General features: G+C 60.0%; 26 protein-coding genes. 21 read left to right on the forward strand and 5 right to left on the reverse strand.

Annotated elements, in window-relative coordinates; genetic code table 11:
* The first annotated feature begins 7 nt into the window (after positions 1-7).
* From FIV08_RS18585 to FIV08_RS18605, 5 genes are read left to right on the forward strand one after another with little or no spacing between them, the layout of a single operon-like run.
* Entirely contained in the window at positions 8-649 is a 642-nt protein-coding gene (locus FIV08_RS18585) for a CsgG/HfaB family protein (protein ID WP_058090800.1), read from the forward strand.
* Positions 633-1859: a hypothetical protein gene (locus FIV08_RS18590; RefSeq protein WP_152439412.1), complete on the forward strand. Its 1227-nt coding sequence runs from the start codon at positions 633-635 to the stop codon at positions 1857-1859. Before FIV08_RS18585 ends, FIV08_RS18590 begins: the two co-directional genes overlap by 17 nt.
* A gap of 25 nt (positions 1860-1884) precedes the next feature.
* Positions 1885-2331, forward strand: a complete 447-nt coding sequence (locus FIV08_RS18595) for a YcfL family protein (RefSeq protein WP_058090802.1) — start codon at positions 1885-1887, stop codon at positions 2329-2331.
* Positions 2331-3140, forward strand: coding sequence for a hypothetical protein (locus FIV08_RS18600; protein ID WP_058090803.1), 810 nt, complete (start codon positions 2331-2333; stop codon positions 3138-3140). Before FIV08_RS18595 ends, FIV08_RS18600 begins: the two co-directional genes overlap by 1 nt.
* A gap of 57 nt (positions 3141-3197) precedes the next feature.
* Complete coding sequence (locus FIV08_RS18605; RefSeq protein WP_058090804.1) at positions 3198-3401, forward strand: hypothetical protein; 204 nt, start codon at positions 3198-3200, stop codon at positions 3399-3401.
* Positions 3402-3411: 10 nt separating this feature from the next.
* Here FIV08_RS18605 and FIV08_RS18610 read toward each other — a convergent pair whose 3' ends face one another.
* Positions 3412-4311 carry an acyltransferase gene (locus FIV08_RS18610; RefSeq protein WP_152439413.1) on the reverse strand — a complete coding sequence of 300 codons (900 nt, stop codon included), beginning with the start codon at positions 4309-4311 and terminating at the stop codon, positions 3412-3414.
* Between the two features lie 180 nt (positions 4312-4491).
* On the opposite strand from FIV08_RS18610, the gene FIV08_RS18615 reads away from it, so the two are divergent.
* Positions 4492-5643, forward strand: coding sequence for an alpha/beta fold hydrolase (locus FIV08_RS18615; RefSeq protein WP_152439414.1), 1152 nt, complete (start codon positions 4492-4494; stop codon positions 5641-5643).
* 134 nt (positions 5644-5777) lie between these two features.
* On the opposite strand, the gene FIV08_RS18620 is transcribed toward FIV08_RS18615, so the two are convergent.
* Complete coding sequence (locus tag FIV08_RS18620; RefSeq protein WP_152439415.1) at positions 5778-6455, reverse strand: haloacid dehalogenase type II; 678 nt, start codon at positions 6453-6455, stop codon at positions 5778-5780.
* A 140-nt stretch (positions 6456-6595) separates the two neighbouring features.
* Between FIV08_RS18620 and FIV08_RS18625 the strand changes: the two genes are divergently transcribed.
* From FIV08_RS18625 to FIV08_RS18670, 10 genes are all read left to right on the forward strand, one after another.
* On the forward strand, positions 6596-7507 hold the full coding sequence (locus FIV08_RS18625; RefSeq protein ID WP_152439416.1) for a LysR family transcriptional regulator: 912 nt from the start codon (positions 6596-6598) through the stop codon (positions 7505-7507).
* Positions 7508-7729: 222 nt separating this feature from the next.
* On the forward strand, positions 7730-8950 hold the full coding sequence (locus tag FIV08_RS18630) for a Bcr/CflA family multidrug efflux MFS transporter (RefSeq protein ID WP_152439417.1): 1221 nt from the start codon (positions 7730-7732) through the stop codon (positions 8948-8950).
* A gap of 287 nt (positions 8951-9237) precedes the next feature.
* The gene (gene tpx / locus FIV08_RS18635) at positions 9238-9735 is read left to right on the forward strand and encodes a thiol peroxidase (protein ID WP_152439418.1); all 498 of its coding nucleotides are present in this window, start codon (positions 9238-9240) and stop codon (positions 9733-9735) included.
* A gap of 282 nt (positions 9736-10017) precedes the next feature.
* On the forward strand, positions 10018-11349 hold the full coding sequence (locus FIV08_RS18640; RefSeq protein WP_228715455.1) for an MATE family efflux transporter: 1332 nt from the start codon (positions 10018-10020) through the stop codon (positions 11347-11349).
* 123 nt (positions 11350-11472) lie between these two features.
* Entirely contained in the window at positions 11473-14280 is a 2808-nt protein-coding gene (locus FIV08_RS18645) for a monovalent cation/H+ antiporter subunit A (RefSeq protein ID WP_152439419.1), read from the forward strand.
* A complete protein-coding gene (locus FIV08_RS18650) occupies positions 14280-14618 on the forward strand; it encodes a Na+/H+ antiporter subunit C (RefSeq protein ID WP_061331990.1) in 339 nt (112 codons plus the stop codon). Before FIV08_RS18645 ends, FIV08_RS18650 begins: the two co-directional genes overlap by 1 nt.
* Positions 14615-16144 carry a monovalent cation/H+ antiporter subunit D gene (locus FIV08_RS18655; RefSeq protein WP_152439420.1) on the forward strand — a complete coding sequence of 510 codons (1530 nt, stop codon included), beginning with the start codon at positions 14615-14617 and terminating at the stop codon, positions 16142-16144. Before FIV08_RS18650 ends, FIV08_RS18655 begins: the two co-directional genes overlap by 4 nt.
* Positions 16141-16635 (forward strand): Na+/H+ antiporter subunit E, encoded by a 495-nt coding sequence (locus tag FIV08_RS18660; RefSeq protein WP_106696101.1) that lies wholly within the window; start codon positions 16141-16143, stop codon positions 16633-16635. Before FIV08_RS18655 ends, FIV08_RS18660 begins: the two co-directional genes overlap by 4 nt.
* Positions 16628-16897: a K+/H+ antiporter subunit F gene (locus tag FIV08_RS18665; RefSeq protein ID WP_058090815.1), complete on the forward strand. Its 270-nt coding sequence runs from the start codon at positions 16628-16630 to the stop codon at positions 16895-16897. Before FIV08_RS18660 ends, FIV08_RS18665 begins: the two co-directional genes overlap by 8 nt.
* Before the next feature lie 11 nt (positions 16898-16908).
* Positions 16909-17238 (forward strand): Na+/H+ antiporter subunit G, encoded by a 330-nt coding sequence (locus FIV08_RS18670; protein WP_072678092.1) that lies wholly within the window; start codon positions 16909-16911, stop codon positions 17236-17238.
* Here FIV08_RS18670 and FIV08_RS18675 read toward each other — a convergent pair.
* A complete protein-coding gene (locus FIV08_RS18675; RefSeq protein ID WP_061331993.1) occupies positions 17235-17663 on the reverse strand; it encodes a thioesterase family protein in 429 nt (142 codons plus the stop codon). The two genes, FIV08_RS18670 and FIV08_RS18675, sit on opposite strands and share 4 nt — an antisense overlap.
* Positions 17664-17951: 288 nt before the next feature.
* On the opposite strand from FIV08_RS18675, the gene FIV08_RS18680 reads away from it, so the two are divergent.
* Positions 17952-19580: an MBL fold metallo-hydrolase gene (locus tag FIV08_RS18680; RefSeq protein ID WP_152439421.1), complete on the forward strand. Its 1629-nt coding sequence runs from the start codon at positions 17952-17954 to the stop codon at positions 19578-19580.
* Positions 19581-19593: 13 nt separating this feature from the next.
* Here the strand turns inward: FIV08_RS18680 and FIV08_RS18685 are convergent, their stop codons facing one another.
* Entirely contained in the window at positions 19594-19752 is a 159-nt protein-coding gene (locus FIV08_RS18685; RefSeq protein WP_068351496.1) for a YqaE/Pmp3 family membrane protein, read from the reverse strand.
* Between the two features lie 191 nt (positions 19753-19943).
* Between FIV08_RS18685 and FIV08_RS18690 the strand changes: the two genes are divergently transcribed.
* From FIV08_RS18690 to FIV08_RS18700, 3 genes are read left to right on the forward strand one after another with little or no spacing between them, the layout of a single operon-like run.
* Entirely contained in the window at positions 19944-21362 is a 1419-nt protein-coding gene (locus FIV08_RS18690; protein ID WP_416376901.1) for a succinylglutamate desuccinylase/aspartoacylase family protein, read from the forward strand.
* A 46-nt stretch (positions 21363-21408) separates the two neighbouring features.
* Complete coding sequence (locus FIV08_RS18695) at positions 21409-22377, forward strand: DMT family transporter (RefSeq protein ID WP_152439422.1); 969 nt, start codon at positions 21409-21411, stop codon at positions 22375-22377.
* Entirely contained in the window at positions 22374-22901 is a 528-nt protein-coding gene (locus tag FIV08_RS18700; RefSeq protein WP_152439423.1) for a carbohydrate-binding protein, read from the forward strand. The genes FIV08_RS18695 and FIV08_RS18700 overlap by 4 nt, the downstream gene beginning before the upstream one ends.
* On the opposite strand, the gene FIV08_RS18705 is transcribed toward FIV08_RS18700, so the two are convergent.
* A complete protein-coding gene (locus FIV08_RS18705; protein WP_228715564.1) occupies positions 22896-24077 on the reverse strand; it encodes a MalY/PatB family protein in 1182 nt (393 codons plus the stop codon). The genes FIV08_RS18700 and FIV08_RS18705 overlap by 6 nt on opposite strands.
* Positions 24078-24274: 197 nt before the next feature.
* Here FIV08_RS18705 and FIV08_RS18710 point away from each other — a divergent pair, with 197 nt between their 5' ends.
* On the forward strand, positions 24275-25162 hold the full coding sequence (locus tag FIV08_RS18710) for an AEC family transporter (RefSeq protein WP_152439425.1): 888 nt from the start codon (positions 24275-24277) through the stop codon (positions 25160-25162).
* The last annotated feature ends 24 nt before the right edge of the window (positions 25163-25186 follow it).

Genomic DNA, 25186 nt, shown 5'->3' on the forward strand with positions numbered 1-25186 from the left:
ACGTTTTATGATGAAGGGAACCACCAAGGCACTGTTCACCGGCATGGCAGCAGCCTCTCTGTTGCTGGTTGGCTGCGCGGGCCAGATTGATAACACCCGTGGTAAGGCCACGGTTTACGAAGATGCCTCGACCACCGGGCGAGTGGGCGGTGTCGGCATCGAGAGCCAGGACATCGTGGCCATTACCGATCAGATGATGCGGGACATGCTGGCCAACCGCATGCTCGCCGGGCGCGACATTCCGCCCCGGATCATCATCGACAACGCATACATGCGTAACGAGAGCTCCTCGGTGGTCAACACCAATATGCTTACCGATCGGCTGCGCATTGAGCTGAACCGGGCCTCCAATGGCCGGATGATTTTCGTTGGCCGGGAATACGCCGGCATGGTGCAGCAGGAACGTGACCTGAAACGTGATGGTGCGGTGGATGGTGGCACCATTCGCTCCACCGTAGCCCAGGCCGGTGCGGATTATCGCCTGGCGGGCCGCATCACCTCCCTGGATGCCTCCGATCGCAGCGACGGCACCCAGTCTCGCTATAGCCAGATCAGTTTCGAGATGGTGGATATGGAGCTGGGCACCATTGTCTGGAGTGGCCTGTACGAAATGCGCAAGGCGGGCCGAGACGATGTGGTTTATCGCTGAGTTCAAACCGGCCGTTCTGGCCACGGCGGTGCTGTCGGTCGGACTGGCCGGCTGCGCCACCGGGCCGAAGACCTTCGACCGCGCCGGCCTGACCAGCGAGCAGGCGGCCGTTGTCGCCAGCAAGCCGACCGTCATTCGGCAGGATTACCAGAACCTGTATGAGGAGGGGCGCCGCAACGAGGTCCTGAACCTGATGGAGATCGGCCTGAAGGCGTACCGGGCAGGTGACCTGGACGAAGCCCGGCGCAGCCTGGACCGTGCCCGCGTGATCATCGAGAGCGTGTACGCCGACGATGAATCTGCCCGTAAAGCCCGCAGTATCTGGTACGAAGAGGCGGAAAAAGACTTCAAGGGCGAACCCTACGAACGGGCCATGGTGTATCTGTACCTGGGGCTGATTTTCCTGGAACAGGGGGATTACGGCAATGCCCGGGCCAGTTTCATCGGTGGCCTGCTGCAGGATGCCTTTGCCGAGGAAGAGCAGTTCAGCTCTGACTTTGCAGCGCTGATTTACCTGGCCGGCTGGGCGGCCCTGCAGATGGACAGCCAGCAGCTGGCGCAACAGCACTTCACCGAACTGCAGGCCTTCCGCCCGGATGCGCCTGTCCCCAATGGCGAGCACAATGCACTGCTGATTGTCGAAACCGGCACCTCGCCCCGCAAGCTGGGTGATGGCGTCGGCCACTATCAATTGGTGTACCGCCGCGGTCGAAACTTCAGTGATGTAGGCGCACAGTGGCAGCACGGCGATCAGTGGGAAACGGTGTACCCAATGGAAGACATTTACTTCCAGGCATCCACCCGGGGCGGCCGCGCCATTGACCGTATTGTGGAAGGCCAGGTGCAGTACAAGGAAACCACCCGCGATATCGGCACCAACCTGAGCGATATCAGCCAGAACAGCCTGTTGGCCGGCGCCAGTGCCTCCGCCGGGGGCGTACTGGGGGCAGGCTTTGCCGCCATCAGCCTGGTCAGCGTAGCCGCACAGGGTATGTCTGCTTCCGCCAACGTGCGGGCCGATATCCGTTACTGGCAGTCGCTGCCCGACACCCTGCACATCATCCCGGTGTCGGCCGAGCCCGGCCAGCAAGTGACCGTGCGCTTCCTGGATGCCAATGGCAACGCCATTCCAGGCATGACCGATACCACCGAATTCAGATTCGACGGACGGGGGCGAGGACTGGCCCTTGCGACGTCCCAACGGCCATAACCCGGCCGCCAAAAGGAGAGAGACCATGTTTCGAAACTTGATTGCTGTAGCCGCCGCCGGCTTGATCGTTGCAGGCTGCAATACCTTACCTGCGGATTCGACCGATATCGCGGAACGCACGGCACCGCTGGAATACAACACCGTGGTGTTCACCGATTACAACCTCAGCCGCACCTGGGACGACGGCATTCGGGACGCCGGGCGCGTTTACCGTTTGTCGGTTGAAAACCACGGCCAACGCCCTACCGAAACAGGGACCACCGAGGTATTCGCGGTGCTGCGTAACCACACCGATTTCGACTACCAGATCGAGGTTCGCACCCAGTTTTTTGACGACTATGGCGTACCGGTAGATGCCCGCCCAACGTGGCAACGCTCGACCATTCCGGCCAACAGCGTCAGTGCCTACAAAACCTTGTCCACCACGACCCAGCCACTGAAATATCGCATTGAAGTCCGGGAGATCAACTGATGAACCGCTCACTGGTTGCGGGCTTGTTGCTTGGGGCGATGCCTATGGTGGCGCTGGCGGCTAACGATCACCCGGCTGCGCCCATGAAGGCGCCGCATCAGAAACCCCTGACCGAGCAGGATCTGCGGGCCGAGGCCAACGCCTCCCAACGCACCGAATCGGCCGAGGCGATTATTGAGCGCTTCCGGGCAGGTCTGGGCAATTCCAATCCGAGGATCGCTGTTTTCTGGAACCGGGCCTTTAACGATCAGGTCAGCGACTGGGCCAGCCAGCGGCGGGTGGTGGTCTCAGAGCAAGGCAGTCTGCATGGCAGCATTCCGGACGGCAACGTGAGCCTGGACGGCAAAGCCCGTGGTGCAGCCCAGGTGGAAACCCGGGGGGCACGGCGTTCTGCCCCGATGGCACCGGCCTTTGATCTGCAGGCCGGATTGGTCTCCCAGCTGACCCGAGCCGGCGCCACCATTGTCGACCGCGATGCCATCATGCGCATTAGCGACAATGCCCTGGAGAACGGCGATTTCTCACGTCTGTCCCCAGACCAGGCACGACTGGAAATGCGGGCGCTCAGCCAACATGCGGACTATCTGATGGAGCTCAGCCAGGTTGCCGGCAATGAATTCACGATTCGCGTTCTCAACGTCACCAACGGCGCTATCCAGGCCATGGTCAGCTCTAATGGCGTGCCCCCAGCTACCGACGCCGATCGTCGGTGGATTGCTACAGACCGGGGTTTTGAGAAGCGGGAGCGACAGGTTTCCCTTAGGGATGTGGGCCAGGAACTGGCGCTGCAAACCCTGGCAGAACTTTAAAACCGGGGGCGTTGGCACCACGTATATCTAAGGGGGATCGAATAAGGGAGGTGCACCATGACCATCAGCCCCCAGGAATTTCTGAAGAAATACGGCTTCGACAAAGACGAGGAAGAGCGTGATCACAGTCTTCGTGAAAATGCGATGGATCACGCCAAACACCTGAAGCGCCCCCATGCCGGGACGCCTCACGATTGGGAAGAATGGGAGCGCTACAAGCGCGAACATCCGGATGAGGTGGAAGACGAAGACGAGTCCTGACCCGTTTCGTTCACGCGCTCTCAGCCAGCGCCTGACTCAGGCGCTGGTCCTTGCTTTGCCACAACTCTCCCAGCCATTCCTTCACATTCCGACGATGTTCGGCATCGCTGGAATAGTCTCGACCTTTCAAGTGCTCCGGAATTAACTGGGTGCTGATATCCAGCTGGACCTCCGGCACCCGGCCACACATGAAATCCCAGAAGGTAGGCGCGCCGTTGGGGTAGGCAATGGTTACGTCTACCAGGGTGTCGATGGAATCGCCCATGGCATCCAGCACAAAGGCGACGCCGCCGGCTTTCGGCAGCAACAGGTTCTGGTAGGGGGATTTCTGCTTGTCGTGTTTGGCTTTGGTAAAGCGGGTGCCTTCGACAAAGTTCATGACGCTTACCGGGGTGTAGCGGAATTTTTCACAGGCCTTGCGGGTGGCTTTCAGGTCTTCACCGCGTTTTTCCGGGTGCTTGATCAGGTACTCCCGGGTGTAGCGTTTCATGAACGGGAAATCCAGGCCCCACCAAGCCAGACCAATCACCGGTACCCAGATCAGTTGCTGCTTGAGGAAGAACTTGAGGAATGGCGCCCGACGGTTGAACACCCGCTGCATGGCAAAGATATCCACCCAACTCTGGTGGTTGCTGAGCACCAGGTACCAGCTTTCCCGTTTGAGATTGTCGGCACCCGTGACCTGCCAGCGGGTGCCGTGGGTCAGCTTCATCCAGCCCGTGTTGCAGGCCACCCAGGATTCCGAGATCCAGATGATCGCTTTGGTGCACAATACCCGGAACCCCTTGTGCGGAATGATCAGTTTCAGCACCGCCGGAATGTACAGCAGCAGGCACCAGAACAAGGTGTTGAGTCCCAGCAGAATGGAGTTGAGCACGCCAATGATCGGGGCAGGCAAGAAACTGAGCATGAGGATCCTGTTTTCATTGTAGTTACGGGAAGGCCGATATCATAACAATGAGATACAGGATTGGGCAGTGGCCTGAAGTGACCATTATGCCGGCCAGATGTGACGGTTTTGCCATGGCACCCGAGCAACTGCCCGCCTATCCTGTCCGGACCAGTGACTGAAGTATCAACGGAAACACACATGCTTAACCCCGTGAAAACAGCCCTCAACATCACCTCCGACCTCGCTCGCCAGGGCACCCTCTATGCCGGCAACGCCTTTGACCGGGTGTTTCGCGCCGCCAGCCTGGTGCAGGCGGGCCAGACCCCGTTTGAAACCCTCTATTCGGACGGATTGGTCAGCCTGCGTTACTACCCGCCACTGAAAGAGGATTTCATTGAGCTGGACGATCTGGTGATTCCGGTGGAACGCACAACCCATCGCACACCGATTGTGATCATCCCGCCCCTGGCAGTGAACATGCTGATCTACGATCTGTTCCCCCAGCGCAGTCTGGTGCGTTTTTTGAGGGCGAAGGGATTCGAGGTGTATCTGATTGACTGGGGCATTCCCAAGCGGGAGCACACCCACTACAACATGCATACCTATGTGGCGGAGTTGCTGCCGGCCTATCTGAACCGAGTGCGGGAGCACAGCGGCGAGCAGGAGCTGTCGCTGCACGGCTGGAGCATGGGCGGCATGTTCACGCTGTTCTACTCGGCCCTGAGCAAGGATCAGCACATTCGCAATGCCATTGTGCTGGGCTTGCCGATCGACAGCCATGCCTCCGGCGCCATCGGATGGATGTACCAGCGCATCGCGGATGTTGCCGGCGTCGTACGCAAACGCACGGGGTTTCAGTTGCACAGTATGAAGCCGCACTGGTTTCACACACCTGGCTGGGCCAACACCATCGGTTTCAAGCTGAGCAATCCGATTGGCAGTGTGATGGGTTACTGGGAGCTGATTGTGCGCCTGGGTGACCGGGAGTTTGTCACCAACCATGCCACCACGTCGGCGTTTCTGGACCGGATGGTGGCCTACCCCGGCGGGGTGATTCAGGATACGGTGGTGCGGGTGTGGATTGATAATCAGCTGGCTAAGGGGCAGATCCAGATCGGCGAGGATTTCGCGCGGCTGGAGAATGTGAATGCCAACTTACTGGCGATTGCCGGCCAGGAGGACACCTTGGCGACGCCGGGGGCGGCGAAGCGGGTGATGGATCATGTCAGTTCCACCGACAAGACGTTTCGGGTAGCGCCTGGGGGGCATATGGGAATTCTGGCCGGGAGTAAGGCGCCCAAGGCTTCCTGGCTGGAGCTGGCGGAGTGGCTGGATGCTCGGTCTGGCTGACCCGTTATCGGAGTCTGTCGGCAGGGGTTGGAGAGGGGTTCCAAAACGGAAAACGTGGTTTTCCTGATTGTTTTGGAACCCCTCTCCAACCCCTGCCTTCGCTGACTGTTTGATATGCCTATTGAAAGCTGCTTTCAGGTATTAAGAGCCTTGAGACTCTCGGGAAGTTGAGAAAGGCTTTGGATTACTGCTGACGGCTCTATGCCCCAGTCTTCGAAAACCCTGTTTTCATCCCGCTTTACCCAAATCGCTGACAACCCGGCCGCTCTGGCACCGATCACATCCCAAGCGTTGCTGGATACCAGGCACAGGGGGCTATCCCAGGCGCCGGTGGCGCGGCGGGCGTAGGTGTAGACGGCGGGATCGGGTTTGAAACTTTTGATGTCATCCACCGACACCAGGCCATCGAACTGGTCCAGCAGGTTGTTGTGGCCGAGCACCTTTTCCAGGGCGGGGTAGCTGCCGTTGGAGAAGGCAAACAGAGGGTATTGGCCTTTCAGGGCCTGCAGGGCTGGCAAGGCATCGTCAAACGCGGGGAGGGACAGGTAGGCGGCCATGAGTTGGTCTTCCCGCGCCTTGCTCAGCTCCAACTGGTGCACGGCCATGGCATAGCGCAGCGCCTGGCGGGTGCATACGCCGAAGTCTTCGTAGACTCGCATCAGGCCCTTTCGGAACGAAAACTCCAGCTGTTTTTCCCGCCAGAGCCCGGCAACCGCCGCTGCCTGCTCGCCTGCATCCTGCTCAAGCAGCCGGGACATGCCCATCGGATCTACTAAGGTTCCATAAACATCAAACGCCAAAGTGGTTTTCATGTTTGCTCCTGTTCCGGGGAAGTGCGCCTCAATATTGAACGATTACTCAACTTAGACCAACCGGACTTTAGTGGCAAAACCGATCAACCAGGCCCGGTTCCCTGATGACTTGGCTCTTGCGCTCGCCTAAACTGCCAACCATGAAGCCTGTTGATATGTTGAACCTGGACCTGAGATCACTCGCCACCTTCGTTGCTGTACTCGACGAGGGCGGGGTGTCGCGTGCGGCCGTTCGGTTGGGGGTGACGCAATCGGCGGTAAGCCATACTCTGGAGCGTTTGCGCCAGGCCTTCGGCGACCCACTGTTTGTGAAATCCGGCCGGGGCATTGTGCCAACCGACTATGCCCTGCGAACCGGGCCGCACATACGTCAGCTACTGGACGACCTGCGCACCCTGCCCTCGGGGCCGCCGTTTGAGCCGGCGACGGCGGAATTTACATTTACCATCGCGGCCAACGACTACCAGCGGGATCTTTTGTTACCAGGTTTGGTGAAGACGCTCCGGGAGCAGGCGCCGGGTATTCACTTGCAGGTCATTCCCTCCGGTATTCCCAATGCCGATCTGCTGCGCAAAGAGGCTTGTGATCTGGTGATCAGTCCGTTTGCGCCGGAAACCACAGATATCATGCAACGGGGTTTGATGGCGGACCGGATGGTGGTGTTCTACGACCAGAATCACCGTGACGCGCCGGCTGACCTGAAGGATTACATGAACGCCGACCACATCACCGTGCTATTCGCCACTGGCGAGAAGCCCGGGCTGGACAGCACCATGGAGGCACGGGGGCTGAAACGGCGCAGCGTGGTGACCGTCTCAAACTTTTCCGGACTGCCTGCCTTTTTAAGAGGTACCAACCTGCTGGCATCGGCCCCGGAACGGATGAGCACGCAGCTGATGCAAGACTTCGCCTACGTGCCTCTACCCTTTGAATACAACCCCTTCACTTTACTCATGCTCTGGCACCGCCGCCACCAGACAGACCCCGCCCACCGCTGGGTTCGCAACCAGGTGAACTCCGTGGCGGCCACCATGAACGGTCTTCACGATTAATCAATCGATTTTGCTCATGTATTGCATGAAAGGGGACGCCGTTATTTTTGCGAGCCGATCGTCCTAGACTTCCCGCCCTAATGTTGCCTGTCAGGTTGGGGGACGGCTTTCCAAAACCTTGCGGAGCCAGGGATGGCGGAGCAGAGCGTACAGGGATGTATTCACAGCGTGTTTTGGAAAGCCGTCCCCCAACCTGACACTTCACCGAAGTCAGGAATCGACGTGCTCGCACTCACCAGCATCTGGACAACCATTCTATTGGCCGCCGCCGTGGCACTTGGGCCGATGGCTATCGATATGTACCTGCCTGCGCTGCCGCAGATTGGTGCTGACTTTAATGCCGGTACCGATCAGGTTCAGTTCACGCTGAGTATTTACCTGATTGGTTTTGCCCTTGCCCAGCTTGTTTGTGGACCGTTGGCAGACCGGTTTGGACGAAAACCCGTCATGATCGGCGGCATGCTGCTTTTCGCCCTCGCCAGCATTGGCTGCGCGCTGGCCAGCAACATCGAATCATTGCAGTTGTTCCGATTCCTGCAAGCACTCGGCGGTTCCGCAGGACCAGTCCTCGGCAGAGCCGTGGTGCGGGACGTTTATACGCCCCGGGAAGCGGCAAAAATTCTCGCCCTGCTGGCCGGCATGATGGCTTTGGCACCGGCGGTGGCTCCGACGCTCGGCGGCTTCATCGTAGCCACCATGGACTGGCACTGGATCTTCATCGTCATGGCCGTGTATGCCTTGGTCATGGTCGCCGTCATCGCCTTTGGCATCCCCGAACCCCTGCGCCCGGAAAACCGCCAGCCGTTCCGATTCTGCCACCTCATGCGCAACTACCGCCGCATCAGCACCGACATGACGTTTATCGGTTACACCCTCACCAGCGCCGCCATCTACGGAGGCCTGTTCGCCTTCCTGTCCGGCTCCGCCTTCGTGCTGATCGACGTCCTGGGCGTCGCCCCCGAACACTTCGGCCTGTACACCGCCATCACCGCCGGTGGCTACCTACTCGGCAACATGGCCTCCATCCGCCTGGCAAAGCGTTACCTGCCAGACCAGATCCTGCTCTACGGCCTGGCCACCACCCTCACCGCCGGCGCCACCATGGCCTTACTCGCCTACCACAACGTCCACAGCCCCTGGGCCGTGGTGTTACCGCAAGCCCTGTTCATGGCCGGCACTGGCATGGTCCTGCCCCAAACTATGGCCGGCGCATTAGCCAACCACCCCACCATGGCCGGCTCCGCCTCCGCCCTCCTCGGCTTCGTCCAAATGGCCGCAGCGGCAGCAGCCGGCGCCCTCGTCGGCATCCTCCACGACGGCACCCCACTGGTCATGGCCACGATTATTGCGATATGCGCAGGGCTCGGCCTGATTGGTTACCTGTTTCTAGTACAGCGATACCCGGCACCGGGTTTTGAAGCTCAAAGTGCTGGTTCAAACTGATAAAGCCTTTGGTCAGAATAATCTCGAACGTTCAATAAATTGAAAACCCGCGAGAAAGCCCGGAGTTCGGGTAGGGGGCTTGTTTCCAAAACCTTGCGGAGCCATGGATGGCGGAGCAGAGCGTACACGGATGTATTCACAGCGTGTTTTGGAAACAAGCCCCCTACCCGGACCTGCACCGAGGTTAAAGCTATGCACGGATTACTGAAAGGGGATGAAAACTCATCCAAAGTAAGCTACACAGAGTAGATTGCAGAGATCCAAAACCACAAGACAAGGAGCACACCATGAGCAACGTCACCCTGGACGGCAACCCCATCGACGTCAGCGGCAAATTCCCCCAAGCCGGTGAAAACGCCGCCCCGTTCACCCTGACCAACAGCGGCCTAGAAGAAGTAAAACTCGACAGCTGGCCCGGCAAACGCAAGATTCTTAACATCATCCCCAGCATCGACACCGGCGTCTGCGCCGCCAGCACCCGCAAATTCAACGAAAAAGCCGGCAGCCTGGACAACACCGTCGTCCTCGTCGTCTCCGCCGACCTCCCCTTCGCCGCCGCCCGCTTCTGCGGAGCCGAAGGCCTGAACAACGTTGAAACCCTCTCCACCTTCCGCAACTACAGCTTCCAGCAAGACTACGGCGTCGCCATCCAGGACGGTCCCCTTGCCGGTCTGTGCGCCCGTGCGGTTGTGGTCCTCGACGAGAACAACAAAGTGCTGCACAGCGAACTGGTCAACGAAATCAAAAACGAGCCAGATTACGAAGCGGCGCTGAAGGTTCTGTAAGTAATCCCCAACCGGGTGGCCAGAGCATTTACGCAGCCTCGATATCGTTTTGGACTACCCGTTCCGAGTTTGGGCTGCGCCGGCAAGACTCCGGCGTTAGGGCACCCGGTTGGGGTGGGCTTTCCAAAACTGTGCGGAGCCATGGATGGCGGAGCCCAAGCGCCACATGGATGTGCCGAAGGAGCGTGTTTTGGAAAGCCCGCCCCAACCGGGTGCTTCCTCCGAAGCCAGACCTGTTAGAATCCACGCCCAGAATCCAAAACCCAAGGCACCGACCCCCAAGTGCAGAACCAACCCCAAAGCCCAAGCCTGGCCCGCCAGCTCTACCACATGACCTGGCCCATGCTGTTCGGCGTGCTCTCCCTGATGACCTTCCAGCTCACCGACAGCGCCTTCGTCGGCCAGCTTGGCCGCGACCCCCTCGCCGCCCTGGGCTTCACCGTGCCCATGCAACAACTGGTCAGCGGCATGTACGTGGGCCTCGGCATCGCAACCACCGCCATCATTTCCAGAACCCTGGGCCAGGGCGACAACCTCCGCGCCCAACGCCTTGGCGGCCTCGTCGTCAGCATCGGCGCCAGCCTGGCGCTGATCCTGTGCCTCTCAGTCTGGCTATTACAAACCGGGATACTCAACTTCCTCGGCGCCGAAGACCAACTCCGGCCAACCATCCGGGAATACTGGGTGCCCTGGCTTATGTCCGCCTGGCTTGGCGCCTTGCTCTACTTCGGCTACGCCGTCTGCCGGGCCAACGGCGACACCAAGTTACCCGGCTACATGATGATCGCCACCAGCCTGCTCAACATTGCCCTGGACCCGCTGTATATTTTTGTCTTCGGCTGGGGCCTGCCCGGGGCTGCCTGGGCCACCATCACCGCCTTCGGGATTGGCTCTTTGGTAGTTTTCCCGGCACTGGTCAAACGCCAATGGCTGCGCTTTGACCTGCTGCAACTGCAACTGGCCAAAGCCATCAAGCAGCTCGGCGGCATCATGGGACCGGCGATGGTCAGCCAACTGATGCCGCCCCTGTCCGCCATGCTGGCCACCTCGCTGGTGGCCGGGTTTGGCTCCGCCGCCGTCGCCGCCTGGGGGCTAGGCACCCGGCTAGAGTTTTTCTCCATCGTGGTGGTACTGGCACTGACCATGTCCATGCCGCCAATGATCGGCCGCATGCTCGGGGCCGGCGAGCTAGACAACATCCGCAAACTGGTGCGCATTGCCGTGCGCTTTGTGGTGGTCTGGCAACTGGTGCTGGGGCTGGTTTGGCTGGCGGCCTCCGGGCTGGTCTCCACCCTGTTCAGCCGTGATGGTGATGTCCAGGACATCCTGCTGAGCTATCTGCTGCGGGTGCCGCTGAGTTATAGCGGCCTGGGGGTCTGTATGCTGATGGTTTCGATCAACAATGCCCTGGGATTACCCATGCGGGCGCTACTGATCTCAACCCTGCGGCTATTCGCCTGCTACCTGCCCCTGCTTTGGCTGGGCGCTCAGGTGTCCGGTCTCACCGGGTTGATGACTGGGGCCCTGGTCGGCAACCTGGCAGCCGGACTGATGGCGTACAGTCTGTACCGCCAAGGAATGACCCGTTTGCGACAAAAGTACCCGGCCACTTGACGGTTAACAATGAATTTATGTGCTAGTCTTCGGTAATCTGTTTTAGCTATCACGCCCGAGCCTGATCGCTGCGGGCGGATGAACAATTAACCCAAATATTCCTTCCGGGCTACCGGCCTCGCTATGTTACCAGGACTCATCATTTTGCTGCCGGTGCTGGGAGCGTTTGCTTCCTGGTTACTGAGCCGCCGCTCTGCCGGCACCAGCATCCGTGCTCACGCACTTCTGGCTGCCGTTGCACCTTTTACCGGCGTCCTTTTGCTGGCAAGCCATTGGCCGCAGGCTTCAGACCAGAACGCGCTGGTCACCACCGTGCAGTGGATTCCACAACTGGGGCTCAACCTGTCGTTCCGGCTGGACGGCCTGAGCTGGCTGTTTGCCACCCTGATCACCGGCATTGGCTGCCTGATCATTCTTTACGCCCGTTACTACTTCGATGGCAAAGCCACTGCCCCGCGTTTCTTTATCCTGATCCAGCTGTTCATGACCGCCATGCTGGGCATCGTACTGTCTGAGAACCTGCTGTTCATGTTGGTGTTCTGGGAGCTGACCAGCCTGGTGTCGTTCCTGCTGATCGGCTTTAACTGGTCCAGCCGGGGCGCCCGCCGGGGTGCCAGGATGTCACTGGTGATTACCGGTGGCGGCGGCCTGGCCCTGCTGGCGGGTATTCTGCTGCTGGGCAATATGGCCGGCAGCTTCCAGTTATCTGACATTCTCGCCCAGGGCGAGATGCTCAAACAGCACAGCCTGTACCCGCTGATGCTGAGCCTGGTGCTGTTAGGCGCATTCACCAAATCTGCCCAGGCCCCCTTTCACCTGTGGCTGCCCCATGCCATGGCCGCACCCACGCCGGTATCGGCGTATCTGCATTCGGCCACCATGGTCAAAGCCGGCCTGTTCCTGATGGCCCGGCTGCATCCGGCGCTGGGCGATACCGAACTCTGGTTTGCGCTGGTAACCGTCACCGGCATGGTCACCCTGATGGTGGGCGCCTTTGTGGCCATGTTCATGCATGACATCAAGGGCTTGCTGGCCTATTCCACCATCTCTCACCTCGGGCTGATCACCCTGCTGATCGGCATGGGCAGTGAGATGGCCATGGCAGCGGCGCTGTTCCACCTGGTCTGCCATGCTCTGTTCAAGGCGCCCCTGTTTATGATGGCGGGCTACGTGGACCAGGCCACCGGCAGCCGGGATATGCAATTGATCAACGGCCTGTGGCGCTGGATGCCGGCACTGATGATTGTCACCATCGTGCCCGCTGCCGCGATGGCTGGTTTACCGCTGATGAGCGGCTATCTGAGCAAGAAAATGCTGTTTTCCGAAAGCCTGCTGGTGACGTCACCCCACTGGGCGGATGTGGTGATCCCGGCCTGGGTCACCGTAGCGGGTCTGTTTTCGGTGGCCTATTCGGTGCGCATCTTCCACAACGTTTTCTTTAATGGCCAGCCACGAGATCTGCCGGTGTGGCCGCCAAAGCGTAAGCCAGCCGCCGCATTGTTGCCGTTGGCCATTCTGGCGACGTTATCGTTGCTGGTTGGCTTGGTTCCCCAGTGGATCTACGACCACCTGGTGCATCTGGCGGTGCTGCAGACCACCGTGTCTCATTTACCAGCCTATGATTTCAGTGCCCTGTCCAACGCCCACACCCCTGCCATGATGAGTCTGGTGGCTATGCTCGGCGGGCTGGCGGTTTACAGTGCCCGCAAGCCGTTGTTCGCCATTCATGCCCGGTTACCGGAGGTGGACGCCAAGGACATTTTTGAAACCGCCATGCAGCGCACTATTCGCTTCTCGCAAACGCTGGTTTATCGTCTGGAAAACGGCTCCCTCCAGCGCTACCTGGCACTCATCCTGTTAACCACCGTCGCCCTGGTGGCCTGGAGCCTGAGCGGCCTGGAACGGTGGCGCGGGCCTGTGCCAATGACCGCCCTGGACCCACTGGTGGTGTTTGGCATCAGTATCCTTTGCCTGTCTGCCGTGGGCGTTGTGCTGTGTCATCGTCACCGCCTGCCGGCCCTCTTGCTGCTGTCGGTCACCGGCCTGTTTGTCACCCTCACCTTTGCCTGGTTCTCCGCACCGGACCTCGCCCTGACGCAACTGTCGGTTGAAGTGATGGCGGTGGTGATCATGATGCTGGCCCTGTCGTTCTTACCACAGAGCTCACCCAAGGAATCCCGCTTTCCCCGAATTGCCCGGGATCTGTTCGTGGCCCTGGCCGCCGGCGGCGGTGTGGCCGCGTTCACCTTTGCCGTGCTGACCCGCCCGGTAAACTCCATTTCCGACTTTTTCCTGGCCAACAGTGTGCCCGGAGGCGGCGGCACCAACGTGGTGAATGTGATCCTGGTGGATTTCCGGGGGTTCGATACCCTGGGTGAGATCACGGTACTGGGCATTGCCGCCGTGGCGGTGTTCGCCTTTACCCGCAACCTGAACCTGAAAAAACGGGTGGCGGAATCCGGCCACTCCCATTGGGTAGCCGAGCCCCATCCGGTCATCCTGCAGATGGTGGCGCACATGGCTTTGCCCATTGCCCTGCTCGTATCGGCATATATTTTCCTGCGCGGCCACAACATGCCAGGGGGCGGTTTCATTGCGGGATTGGTCACGGCCGTTGCGCTCACCCTGCAATACATGGCCGGTGGCCTGGTCTGGGCCCAGGCGCGCATGCGTACGCACTTCCGCTCGCTCATTGGTGCGGGGCTGCTGATCGCCCTGCTGACCGGTGTTGCCAGCTGGGTGCTCGGTTATCCGTTCCTGACCACCACCTTTGCCCACCTGCACTGGCCGCTGATTGGCGAGTTTGAACTGGCCAGCGCCCTGCTGTTTGATCTGGGTGTTTACACCACCGTGGTGGGTGCAACCCTGCTGATTCTCGCGAACCTGGGCAAACTGATGACCATTGCCGGCCCAGGCAAGGAGGTGGGCTGATGGAACTGATGATCGCAGCCGCCCTGGGGATCCTGACCACCTGTGGAGTATTCCTGGTTCTGCGTGCCCGCACCTTTTCCGTGGTGCTGGGCCTGACCTTGTTATCGCACGCAGTCAACCTGTTCCTGTTCAGCATGGGCCGGCTGACAACCGGCGCCCCGGCCATTGTCGGCCTGACGGAATCCAGTGCAGACCCGCTGCCCCAGGCACTGGTGCTGACCGCCATTGTGATCAGTTTCGCGATGACCGCCTTCGTGGTGGTGTTGTCCCTGAAAGCCGCCGTGGAACTGCGCAATGATCACGTAGACGGCGAAAACCCGAACGAGGACCGGCCATGACCCACCTGATGATTCTGCCGGTCGTCATCCCCATGCTGGCCGCCGCCTGGTTGCTGGTAAACCACCGGGCCAGTATCGGCCGCCAGCGGGTGTGGAGCATTCTGTCCACCAGTTTGCTGGTGGCGCTGGGCGTGTGGGCGGTTATTGCGGCTCAAACCGATTACCACACCTACTGGCTGGGCAACTGGCAGCCGCCCTTCGGCATTGTGCTGGTGCTGGACCGGCTGAGTGCCATGATGCTGCTATTGGCCGCCTTACTGGCCCTGTTCTGCGTTCTCTATGCCAGCCGGGGCAGCGACCGGGAGGGTTCCCATTTCCATGCCCTGTTCCAGTTCCAACTGATGGGCATTAACGGTGCCTTCCTGACCGGTGATCTGTTCAACCTGTTCGTATTTTTCGAGATCCTGCTGCTGGCTTCCTACGCCCTGTTGCTGCACGGCGGCGGCCGGGCCAGAAGCCGGGCGGGCTTGCACTATGTAATCATCAACCTGCTCGGCTCTGCCCTGTTCCTGCTGGCCCTTGGCATTCTTTACGGCCTGACCGGCACCCTGAACATGGCCGACCTGGCGGTGCGGATTGCCGCCGCCAGCCCCGATGACCAAACCCTGCTCAAAGGTGCCGCCCTGCTGCTGATGGTGGTGTTCGGTATCAAGGCCGCAATCCTGCCACTGCTGTTCTGGCTACCCAGGGCCTATTCGGCCTCCAGCGCTCCGGTGGCGGCGCTGTTTGCCATCATGACCAAGGTGGGCTTTTACGCCATGGTGCGGGTGCTTCTGGTTGTGTTCGGGCTCGACCCGACGCAGCCCCTCAATGCCGGGGTGTTCCTGTGGCTCTGGCCACTGGCGCTGGCCACCCTGGGCCTTGGTGCCATTGGCGTGTTGGGGGCCGCCAGCCTGCGTACCATGGCGGCGTACCTGGTGATTATGTCCAGCGGCTTGCTGATGGCCAGTTTTGCCATGGCCGAAGCCACCGTGCTGGCCGCCAGCCTGTTCTATCTGCTGCACAGCACCTGCCTGGCCGCGGTGTTTTTCCTGCTGGCTGACCTCATCGGCCGGCAGCGGGCCGACGGCTACGACTTGCTCTCGGTAACCGCGCCTCTGACCCATCGCTGGACCCTGGGCACGCTGTTTCTGGTGGCGGCGGTCAGTATGGCGGGGCTGCCGCCGTTCTCCGGGTTTATCAGCAAAGCCTGGCTGCTGCAAAACGCCACCGGGCATCCGCATTATCTCTGGCTTTGGGGTATCACACTGTTAGCCGGGTTATTCATGATTGCCGCACTCAGCCGTGCCGGCTCCGGCTGGTTCTGGAAACCGGAGCCGTTCACCGGCCGCCAGCGCCGCAAGCTGGACCCGGCGCGGGTGGCCACGGTGTCAGTGCTTATCGGCATCAGTGGCACCCTCGCCCTGTTTGCCGCGCCGGTGATGGAGTATATGACCGCGACCGCAGGCCAGCTCTATCATCCGTCCGCCTATGTTCAGGCGGTGCTCGGTGAGCCCGCCACGAAAACGGGAGGGCTCACCCCATGAACTGGTTACAGCGCTGGGTGCCACACCCTCTGTTCGCCGGCTTTCTGCTGCTGTTATGGCTGCTGATGAATGAGTTCAGCTTTGCCCACCTGTTGCTGGGTGCGGTGCTGGCGGTGGTGATTTCCCGGGTCACCCAGCCGTTCTGGCCGGAGCGTTCAAAGATCAAGCATCCGGGTAGGTTGCTGCGCTACCTTGGCCGGTTGTTGATGGACATCCTGAAATCCAACCTGATTGTCGCCCGGCGCATTCTGTTCTATTCCCGGCAGCTGGAGCCAGGGTTCTTCACTTACCCTCTGACCCTGACCGACGATTTTGCCGTGACCATATTGGCCAGCACCATTTCGCTCACCCCGGGCACGGTGAGCGCCCACTACGATCGCGAGGGCCGGTGCCTGTTGATTCACTGTCTGCATCTCGAGGATGAGGCTGCGCTGATTCAGGACATCCGTGAGCACTACGAGAAACCGTTACAGGAGATTTTCGATGATTGAATGGGCGGTTAACCTGGCGATCACTGTGTTTGCGATTGCCATCCTGCTGAACCTTTACCGGCTGGCCATCGGGCCCGACATCGTTGACCGGATCCTGGCGCTGGACACCCTGATGATCAACAGTATTGCGTTGATTGTGCTGTTTGATATCCGGCTGTCGCTGGGCATCCTGTTTGAAGCTGCCATGCTGATTGCCCTGATGGGGTTTGTCGGAACCGTGGCAATGACCAAGTATCTGTTGCGGGGGGATGTGATCGAATGACTGCGTCAACCATGCCGTTCGTTCTTGAATTGGTGATTTCGCTGTTCCTGGTGGCCGGCGCCTTGTTTGCGCTGATTGGCTCTGTTGGCCTGGCCCGGTTGCGGGATTTCTTTATGCGGCTGCATGGGCCCACCAAGGCCAGCACCCTTGGCCTGGGCTGTTTGCTGATCGGCTCGTTGCTGTTTTTCAGTTTCCAGCGCGGCGCGCTTTCTGTGCATGAGGCGATTGTGACCGTTTTCCTGTTTGTGACTGCGCCAGTCAGCGCCCATATGATGGCGAAGGCCGCCCTGTTCCGGGGTGTGGATAAGGGCGGCCCAAGCCGGAATTACCCGGACCGTTAGCCGGCAAACCTGGCCCGGAAGCTCTCGGGCATGGGGGTGACTTCCCGGGTTTTGTAGTTGAAGAACACAAAACCGTATTTAGCCATGGCCACCGATTGGCCGGTGTCGGCTTTGGTAACCCGGAACACGAAATCGCCGCCGTATTTGTTGAAATCCATCAGGCCCACTTCGAAGCGCAGCATGTCCGGGTAGAAGGATTCGCCCTGGTACATGGTGGCCAGGTCGGTGACGATAATGCCGGTGCCGTTCTGGTCGGCTTCTTCGATGCCGTGTTCGACCAGGAACTGGGCGCGGGCCTCGGAGAGCATGGAGATCAGGGCGTCGTTGCCGAGGTGGTTGGCGCCGTTGATGTCGGTGATTCTGACGGGCATTCGGGTTTCGAAGCTGAAGGCGTTGTCGGGAAAGTCTAGTTTGATTCTTGCCACGGGGGTGTCCTGATCTGGTTCAACATTGGATTGGGCTGAATCATACGCTTCCGGTTGTGACTTCTCATCTTATGGTGCTATCGGGTATCTTGCTTCTTGTTCCTGCGCTTTTTGTTTCGGAGTAAGCGGCGCTTGGGGCTGGGCTTTCCAGAACACGCTCCTTCGGCACATCCTTGTGACGCTTGGGCTCCGCCATCCATGGCTCCGCACAGTTCTGGAAAGCCCAGCCCCAAGCCCCGCCCAGACTTCCTGCATGCGCCCAATAAAACGTCATAATAAGAGTTACTTATGGATATTCGCCCGGCTGCCACTCTGGTTCTTACCCGCGATACCGAAAACGGCATTGAAGTGCTTCTGCTGCAACGCACCTGGGAGGCTATTTTCCTGCCCGGTTACTATGTGTTCCCCGGCGGGGCGGTGAATGAGCAGGAGTCGGAGGCGCAGCCGCATGTTGTGGGTGTTGAAGACGCGGATATCAGTCAGACCATGAGTCTGGATGAGGGTGGCGCGGATTTCATGTTGGCGGCGGTTCGGGAGTGTTTTGAGGAGGCGGGGGTTCTGCTGGCTCAGGATGCGAATGGCAAGCTGGTTGGCGCAGACCATCAGGTGCATGGTGAGCGGCAGGCGTTGTTTCGGGATGAGGTGTCGCTGGCGCAGTTGTGTGAGAAGCATGGGCTGGTGGTGCCGCTGGACCGGTTGGCGTATTTGAGCCATTGGGTGACGCCGCCGGGGCCGCCTCGGCGGTTTGATACGCGGTTTTTTGTGGCGGTGGCGCCGGAAGGGCAAGTGGCTGGGCACGATGGTCAGGAGACGATTGATCATGTGTGGATTTCACCGGCGCAGGCGTTGGAGGAGCATCGGGCGGGGCAGCGGTTGTTGGGGTTGCCGACGATCCGTACCTTGCGGGTGTTGTGTGATTTCAGTTCCACCGCCGAGTTGATGCGCTATGCCCACGCCAATCCGCCGGAGGCGTTCCCGACCGATCCCTGGCCGGCGCTTCGCAAGGGTAAGCCGGTGATGTTGGAACCCAACGCGCCGGCTTACGATGAGGCGGTCAAGCTGGACCCGGATGGGGAAGGCACCACCCGGGCGGAAATCGTGCCGGGGCAACCGGTTGAGGTGGCAGCCGGAGTGGTACGGTTGACGGCCCCGAACCCGGGGATGATGACCGGGCCGGGCACGAATACCTATATTCTGGGCTTTGAGCGGTTTACGGTGATTGATCCGGGGCCGGCCAATAGCGCCCATATTGACGCGATTCTGGAGGTAACCGGCGGGGTAGTGGACCAGGTGCTGGTGACCCATACCCACCTGGACCACTCACCGGCAGTGTCGGTGCTGAAGGAGCGAACGGGATGCCGGGTGTTTGGCTGGCCGGCCCCGGAAGGCGCCGGGCAGGACCAGTCCTTTAAGGCGGACGATGAGCCGGAGCATGGCGACCTGATTGTCAGCGAGGCGGGCATCCTGAAGGTAATTCATACCCCCGGGCATGCATCCAACCACCTGTGTTTCCTGCTGACGGACCAGGAGTTGCTGTTCTCCGGTGACCACATCATGCAGGGCTCAACGGTGGTGATCAATCCGCCGGACGGCGATATGAAGGCCTATGTGGAATCCCTGTACGAGCTATTGGAGGAGCCTGTGCGCTTTATCGCGCCCGCCCACGGCTTTCTGATGGGGCAACCGGAGGCGGTGATTGATTACCTGATCACCCATCGGTTATCGCGGGAGCACAAGATCTTCCGGTCACTTCAGGCCCTGGCGCCGGTGTCCCTGAAAGATCTGACGGCGAAAGCCTACGACGATGTGCCTGCGGCCATTCATGGACTGGCAGCACGATCAGCCCTGGCACACCTCCTCAAACTTGAGGCAGAACAACGGGCATACCAGTCAGACAACCTCTGGCATACTCACTAAGCCTGGTACCGGGCTACTTCTTGGCGATGATCCACACCGCGTGCACGATGCCAGGAATGTAGCCCAGGATGGTCAGCAGTATGTTGATCCAAAAATGCTTGCCCAGCCCCACCTGTAAAAAAACACCTAATGGCGGTAACAGAATCGCAACCAGAATTCGCAAAAGGTCCATTTAGTTCTCTCCTCGTGGCACGTATAACAGTCATATCTCTGAAAGATAGCAGTGTTATTACATTCAACCACATTGGGCCATTACAGATGGGCCCGTGATCATGAAAGTGGCATTAAACCTCTGTCACAGCGGTATTCATGAACCATACAGGGCCCTATCCTTGGGGCCACTGGACAGGTACTCGAGGACTTATGCTGTTTCAAAGGCCCAGACACTCCACAATCCGACATTTTCCGATCTGGCTTTTCGCTGCCGCCCTGCCAATGGTCACCTTGGCCGACACCAACGATTCGTCTGTGCTGGTGGCCCAACTCGCAGAGGATGAAAACGTTGAGGATGTGGTGCGCTCTGAACCCCGCCGCAGTCCAGGCGAAGATGGCGACGCCAGCGACGACGAACAGGAACCATCGGCGCCAGACACCAACCAGCAAACACAAACGGTCAACACCGTGGTGGTGCCCGTTACCCGCAAGATTGCCCCCAACATCGACCTGAAAGAGGTGGCCCCCCTGCCGGAACCCGAGCCGGAACCGGAAACCCTGCCGGGGGCGGAACTGTCTGCAGAGGAACTTCAGGTAGTTCAGGATACTGCACAAGGGGAAACGTCTGCCCCTGAGGACGAGGCCGACGCGCCGGTAGAACCCCTGCCGGCCGAAAGTTTCACCCTGCTAGGCAAGGAAGTGCTGCCCGGCACCTCGACGCGGCTGGCCTGGTCCCCCCAGATCCAGATTGCCGGCCTGTCACAAATTACTCCTGTTCTGGTGGTCAACGGCGTGAATGCTGGGCCAACCCTGTGCCTGACTGGCGCCGTACATGGCGATGAGCTTAACGGCATCGAGATTATTCGCCGCACCATGTACGACCTCAATCCGGAGAAACTCAGTGGCCGGGTGATCGGCGTGCCCATTGTCAATCTAACCGGCTTCCAGCAGGGCAGTCGGTACCTGCCGGACCGTCGGGATCTGAACCGCTTTTTCCCGGGCCGCAAGGACGGCAACCTTGCCGACCGGGTGGCCTACTCGTTGTTTGAGAATGTTATTCGGCACTGCGACATGCTGGTGGACATTCACACCGGTTCCCTCAAGCGCACCAACCTGCCCCAGCTGCGGGCCGACATGAACGATCCGGACGTGGCGGAATTCACCCGTGGGTTTGACCGCATGGCGGTGGTGCACAGCTCCGGCTCCCCGGGCATGCTGCGCACGGCAGCCGTCCAGGCAGGTATCCGTGCCGTGACCATGGAAGCCGGGGAGTCGTTGCGAATTCAGGAGCATCAGATCGAAGCGGGGGTAAATAGCCTCAACAGCCTGCTGGAGAAACACGGCATGATCTCCAGGATGTTTGTCTGGGGCGATCCGGAACCGGTCTATTATGATTCCACCTGGGTGCGCGCCGAGCACGGCGGCATTCTGTTCAGCGAGATTAACCTGGGTGCCAATGTCTCCGAAGGGGAGGTCTTGGGCTATGTGGCTGATCCGATTACCAATGAGCAACACCCGATACGCTCCACCTCCAACGGCCGGATCATCGGCATGGCGGTTGATCAGGTGGTGATGGCCGGCTTCGCCGCCTACCACATTGGTACGGAGGCAGAAGTTCCAGGAGAGTAGTATGCTAGGGGTTTTACCCGACAGCCTATGATCCACAGGAGTTCATGTGTCTTCGGCAAACTCTGGCATATTATCCCGAATTCCCGGCCTGGCCTATGTGGGCCTGGTGCTTACGCCGCTGTTCTGGGCCGGCAATGCCGTGGTCGCGCGAGGCACGGTTGAGCATGTACCGCCCCTGTCGATGTCTTTCTGGCGTTGGGTGATTGCCCTCGCCATATTGCTGCCCTTCGGTTTCCCTGGCATGTGGCATCATCGCCGGGTCATCCGTGCCCGCCTGGGTTCGATGCTGGCACTGGCCACCTTCAGCGTGGCCGCGTTCAATTCACTGCTCTACTACGCCGCCATCACCACCACCGCCACCAATATTGCCCTGATCAATGCCACCATTCCTATTTTCGTGGCCCTGCTGGCGTGGATGCTTCTGGGCGACCGCACACGGCCAGTTCAGGCATTGGGCATCGCCCTGGCCATCGGAGGCATCCTGACCGTGGTGGCCCGTGGCGAGCTCTCGGTTCTGACCGGCCTTCAGGCACAACCCGGTGACCTGATCATGGTGGCGGCCGTCTTCAGTTGGGGGTTGTTCTCGGTCTTGCTCAGACGGCAGGCGGTGCCGTTACCGGCCCTTACTTTCCTGACCACCCAGATTCTGCTGGGCACGCTGGTGATCCTGCCGTTTTACCTGGTCGACCTGTTTTTCTTCGCCGGGGGCTTCGAGCTGACCCGAAATACGGCCATGTCGCTACTGTATTTCGCCATATTCCCCGGTATCCTTGCCTACGCATTCTGGAATCACGGCGTGCATGCGATCGGCCCGGCCAGGGCCGCGATATTCATGTACCTGACCCCGGTCTTCGCATCCATACTGGCCGGCATTTTTCTGGGTGAGTCGCTTGGCGCGTTTCACATGATTGGCGGCCTGCTGATTCTCGCAGGCCTGGTGTTGGCCACGCGAACCGGTCGCCGACAGGCTGCGTATTCACTTCGGAGTCAGGAACAAAACGGGAGAGACACATGATGAAAGCCACCACCAGCATCAGGCGAGCCCGCACACTTTATGGTCTGTTGTTGATGATCCTGGCACTTGGCATGCCTGCATTGGCGTCTGCCGAGGCCTGTGATCCGGAAGACCATGAATGGGTGCCCAGCCGCTATTACCCGGCGGGGTCTGTGGTGTTTCACAACGACAACTGGTACGAGTCCCGTGAAATTCACGAGGGTATGGAGCCGGGTATCACATTCGATTGGAAACGCTTACATTCGGTGCCAGATTGTGGTGGTGAAAACAGGCCGCCCGACCCCATAGACCCGGCTGATGTGGAGGAAGGCGTTACCCAGACGGACAGTAACACAGAGTTCTGCGAACGCCCGGAACAATGGCTGTTTGCTGAGAGTTACTCCGTCGGCAGCCAGGTCAGCCATGGCGGCAAGATCTGGGAAGCCATCCGGGATACCAAGGGCGACATGCCGGGTATCCAGGAGCCACCGCACTGGAAGCTGGTGGAAGACCACTGCGCCATCCAGTCGCAACCGGCACTATAAGCCAGCCAGCGCTGCCTCGATCCGGGCAATGACCTGTTCCAGCACGGATCGCGGGCAGCCAATGTTCAGGCGCATAAAGCCACTGCCCGTGTGCCCGAAGGACAACCCCGGGTTCATGCCCACGCCGGCGTCCTCAACGAAAAATTGTTTGAGGCCGGCATCATCCAGCCCCAGGCTCCGACAGTCGAGCCACATCAGATAGGTGCCTTCCGGCGCTGCAACGTCAATGCCTGGCAATCGCCGGAACACCGCGTTGGCCACGAAATCCCGATTGGCCTGCAGATAGCCGAGCAGTTCGTCCAGCCAAGTGGCGCCGTGGCGATACCCCGCTTCAAAGCCGGCAATGCTGAACGGGTTGCACTGGGGCAGGTGCATGGACTCAAACACCGCTTTCATGGCCTTGCGCCGTTCCGGATCTGGGATCACCAGGGCGGACAAACCAAGACCGGGCATGTTGAAACTCTTGCTCGGAGCCACCGCCGTCACCAGCGCATCATCCTCTTGGGCCAAGCTGGCCAGGACGGTGTGCCGAGCAGCATCCGGATAGGTCAGGTCGCAGTGGATCTCGTCCGAGAGCACCACCAGGTTGTGGCGCCGGGCAACGGCCAGCAGCTCTTTCAGCTCCGCTTCCGTCCAGACGCGGCCGACCGGATTGTGGGGGGAGCACAACAACAGCACCCTGGCATCGGGCCGGGCAGCGCATTGCTCGAGATGCTCCAGATCCATCCGGTACTGCCCGGTCTGCGGATCCTGAACCAGCGGGTTTTCAATCACTTCACGACCGCTCTGGCGCACCGAGCTGAAGAAAGGTGGATACACCGGCGGCTGGATAATCACGCCCTCACCCGGTCCGGCATAGGCCATACAGGCGGCATTCAGGGATGGCACCACCCCCGGCGCCATCAATATCCACTCCCGGCGAATGTGCCAGCCATGGCGCTGCGCAAACCAGTCGATCATTGCCTGGTACAGGCTGTCAGGAAACAGGGTATAGCCGTATACCGGGTGCTGCGCCCGCTCTGTCAGAGCGCGGATGACCGCCTCGGGCGCGGCAAAGTCCATATCCGCCACCCAAACCGGAATGACATCGTCCCGGCCAAACACCGCCTGGCGGGCATCAAATTTGACCGAGCAGGTATTTTCACGTCGAACAGGGTGATCAAACGCACTGGCCACAAACGAACTCCCCAACTGGTTGAAAGGCTGCCGAAGGCTATTGTGGTAGCCCCGGCCAGCGACCGCAACCAACCTTGGCAGGCGCCTCCCGCTTTGGTCGAACATGGGCAAGTTTTGCTTGCCGAAACGGTCCGATACTTGCGAACCTAACCGTTTGTTGATGGTTGTCGTCCCGAACGTTTGTCGGAGTTCTCCCCATGATCGGCCAGATCCTAGCTACCATGCTGCCGGTATTCCTGATTGCAGGCTGTGGCGCCCTGTATGGCCGCTACCGCACACCAGACATTCAAGGCCTGAACGTTCTCAACATGGAACTGTTCGTGCCCATGCTGGTGTTTGCCGTACTGGCCGACCAGCAGGCGCCCCTGCAGGACTATGGCTGGCTGGCGCTGGCGGCTACGGTGGTCGTGCTCGGTTCTGGCATCATTCTGTACCCGGTGGCCCGCGTTCTGAACCTGAACCTGAAAACGTTCCTGCCGCCGATGATGTTCAACAATTCCGGCAACATGGGTATTCCGTTGCTGGTACTGGCGTTCGGCGAAGCGGCCCTGCCGGCGGCAATCGTACTGTTCATTGTTGAGATGCTGCTGCACTTTTCCGTTGGCCTGTACATGCTGGACCCGTACACGTCGATCATTCGGCGATTGCGGCTACCCATCGTGTTCGCCAGCATCGCCGGGCTAACGGTAAACTTCAGCGGTGTTGCCCTGCCTGGCTGGCTGCTGGAAACCCTGAACATGCTCGGTGGCGTGTGTATCCCCTTGATGCTGTTTGCCCTGGGGGTGCGGATGCTGGATGTCGATTTCCGGGACTGGAAACTGGGGCTGATTGGCGCCATTGCCTGCCCGGTCAGTGGCTTGCTGCTGGCCTGGCCCATGATTGCCATACTCGACCTGCCGGGCCTTCAGGTAGCCTGCCTGTGGGTGTTTGCGGCGCTCCCGCCTGCGGTGCTCAACTACATGGTGGCGGAGCAGTATCAGCAGGAACCCCACGCGGTGGCATCGCTGGTATTATTGAGCAACCTGGGCAGTCTGGTGGTCATGCCCATTGTCCTGGGCCTGGTGTTCGCAGCCGGCTACGTCTGACCGGCTCACCACTTCACATGGATG

The organism is Marinobacter sp. THAF197a (assembly GCF_009363275.1).
In the GTDB taxonomy this organism is placed as follows: domain Bacteria; phylum Pseudomonadota; class Gammaproteobacteria; order Pseudomonadales; family Oleiphilaceae; genus Marinobacter.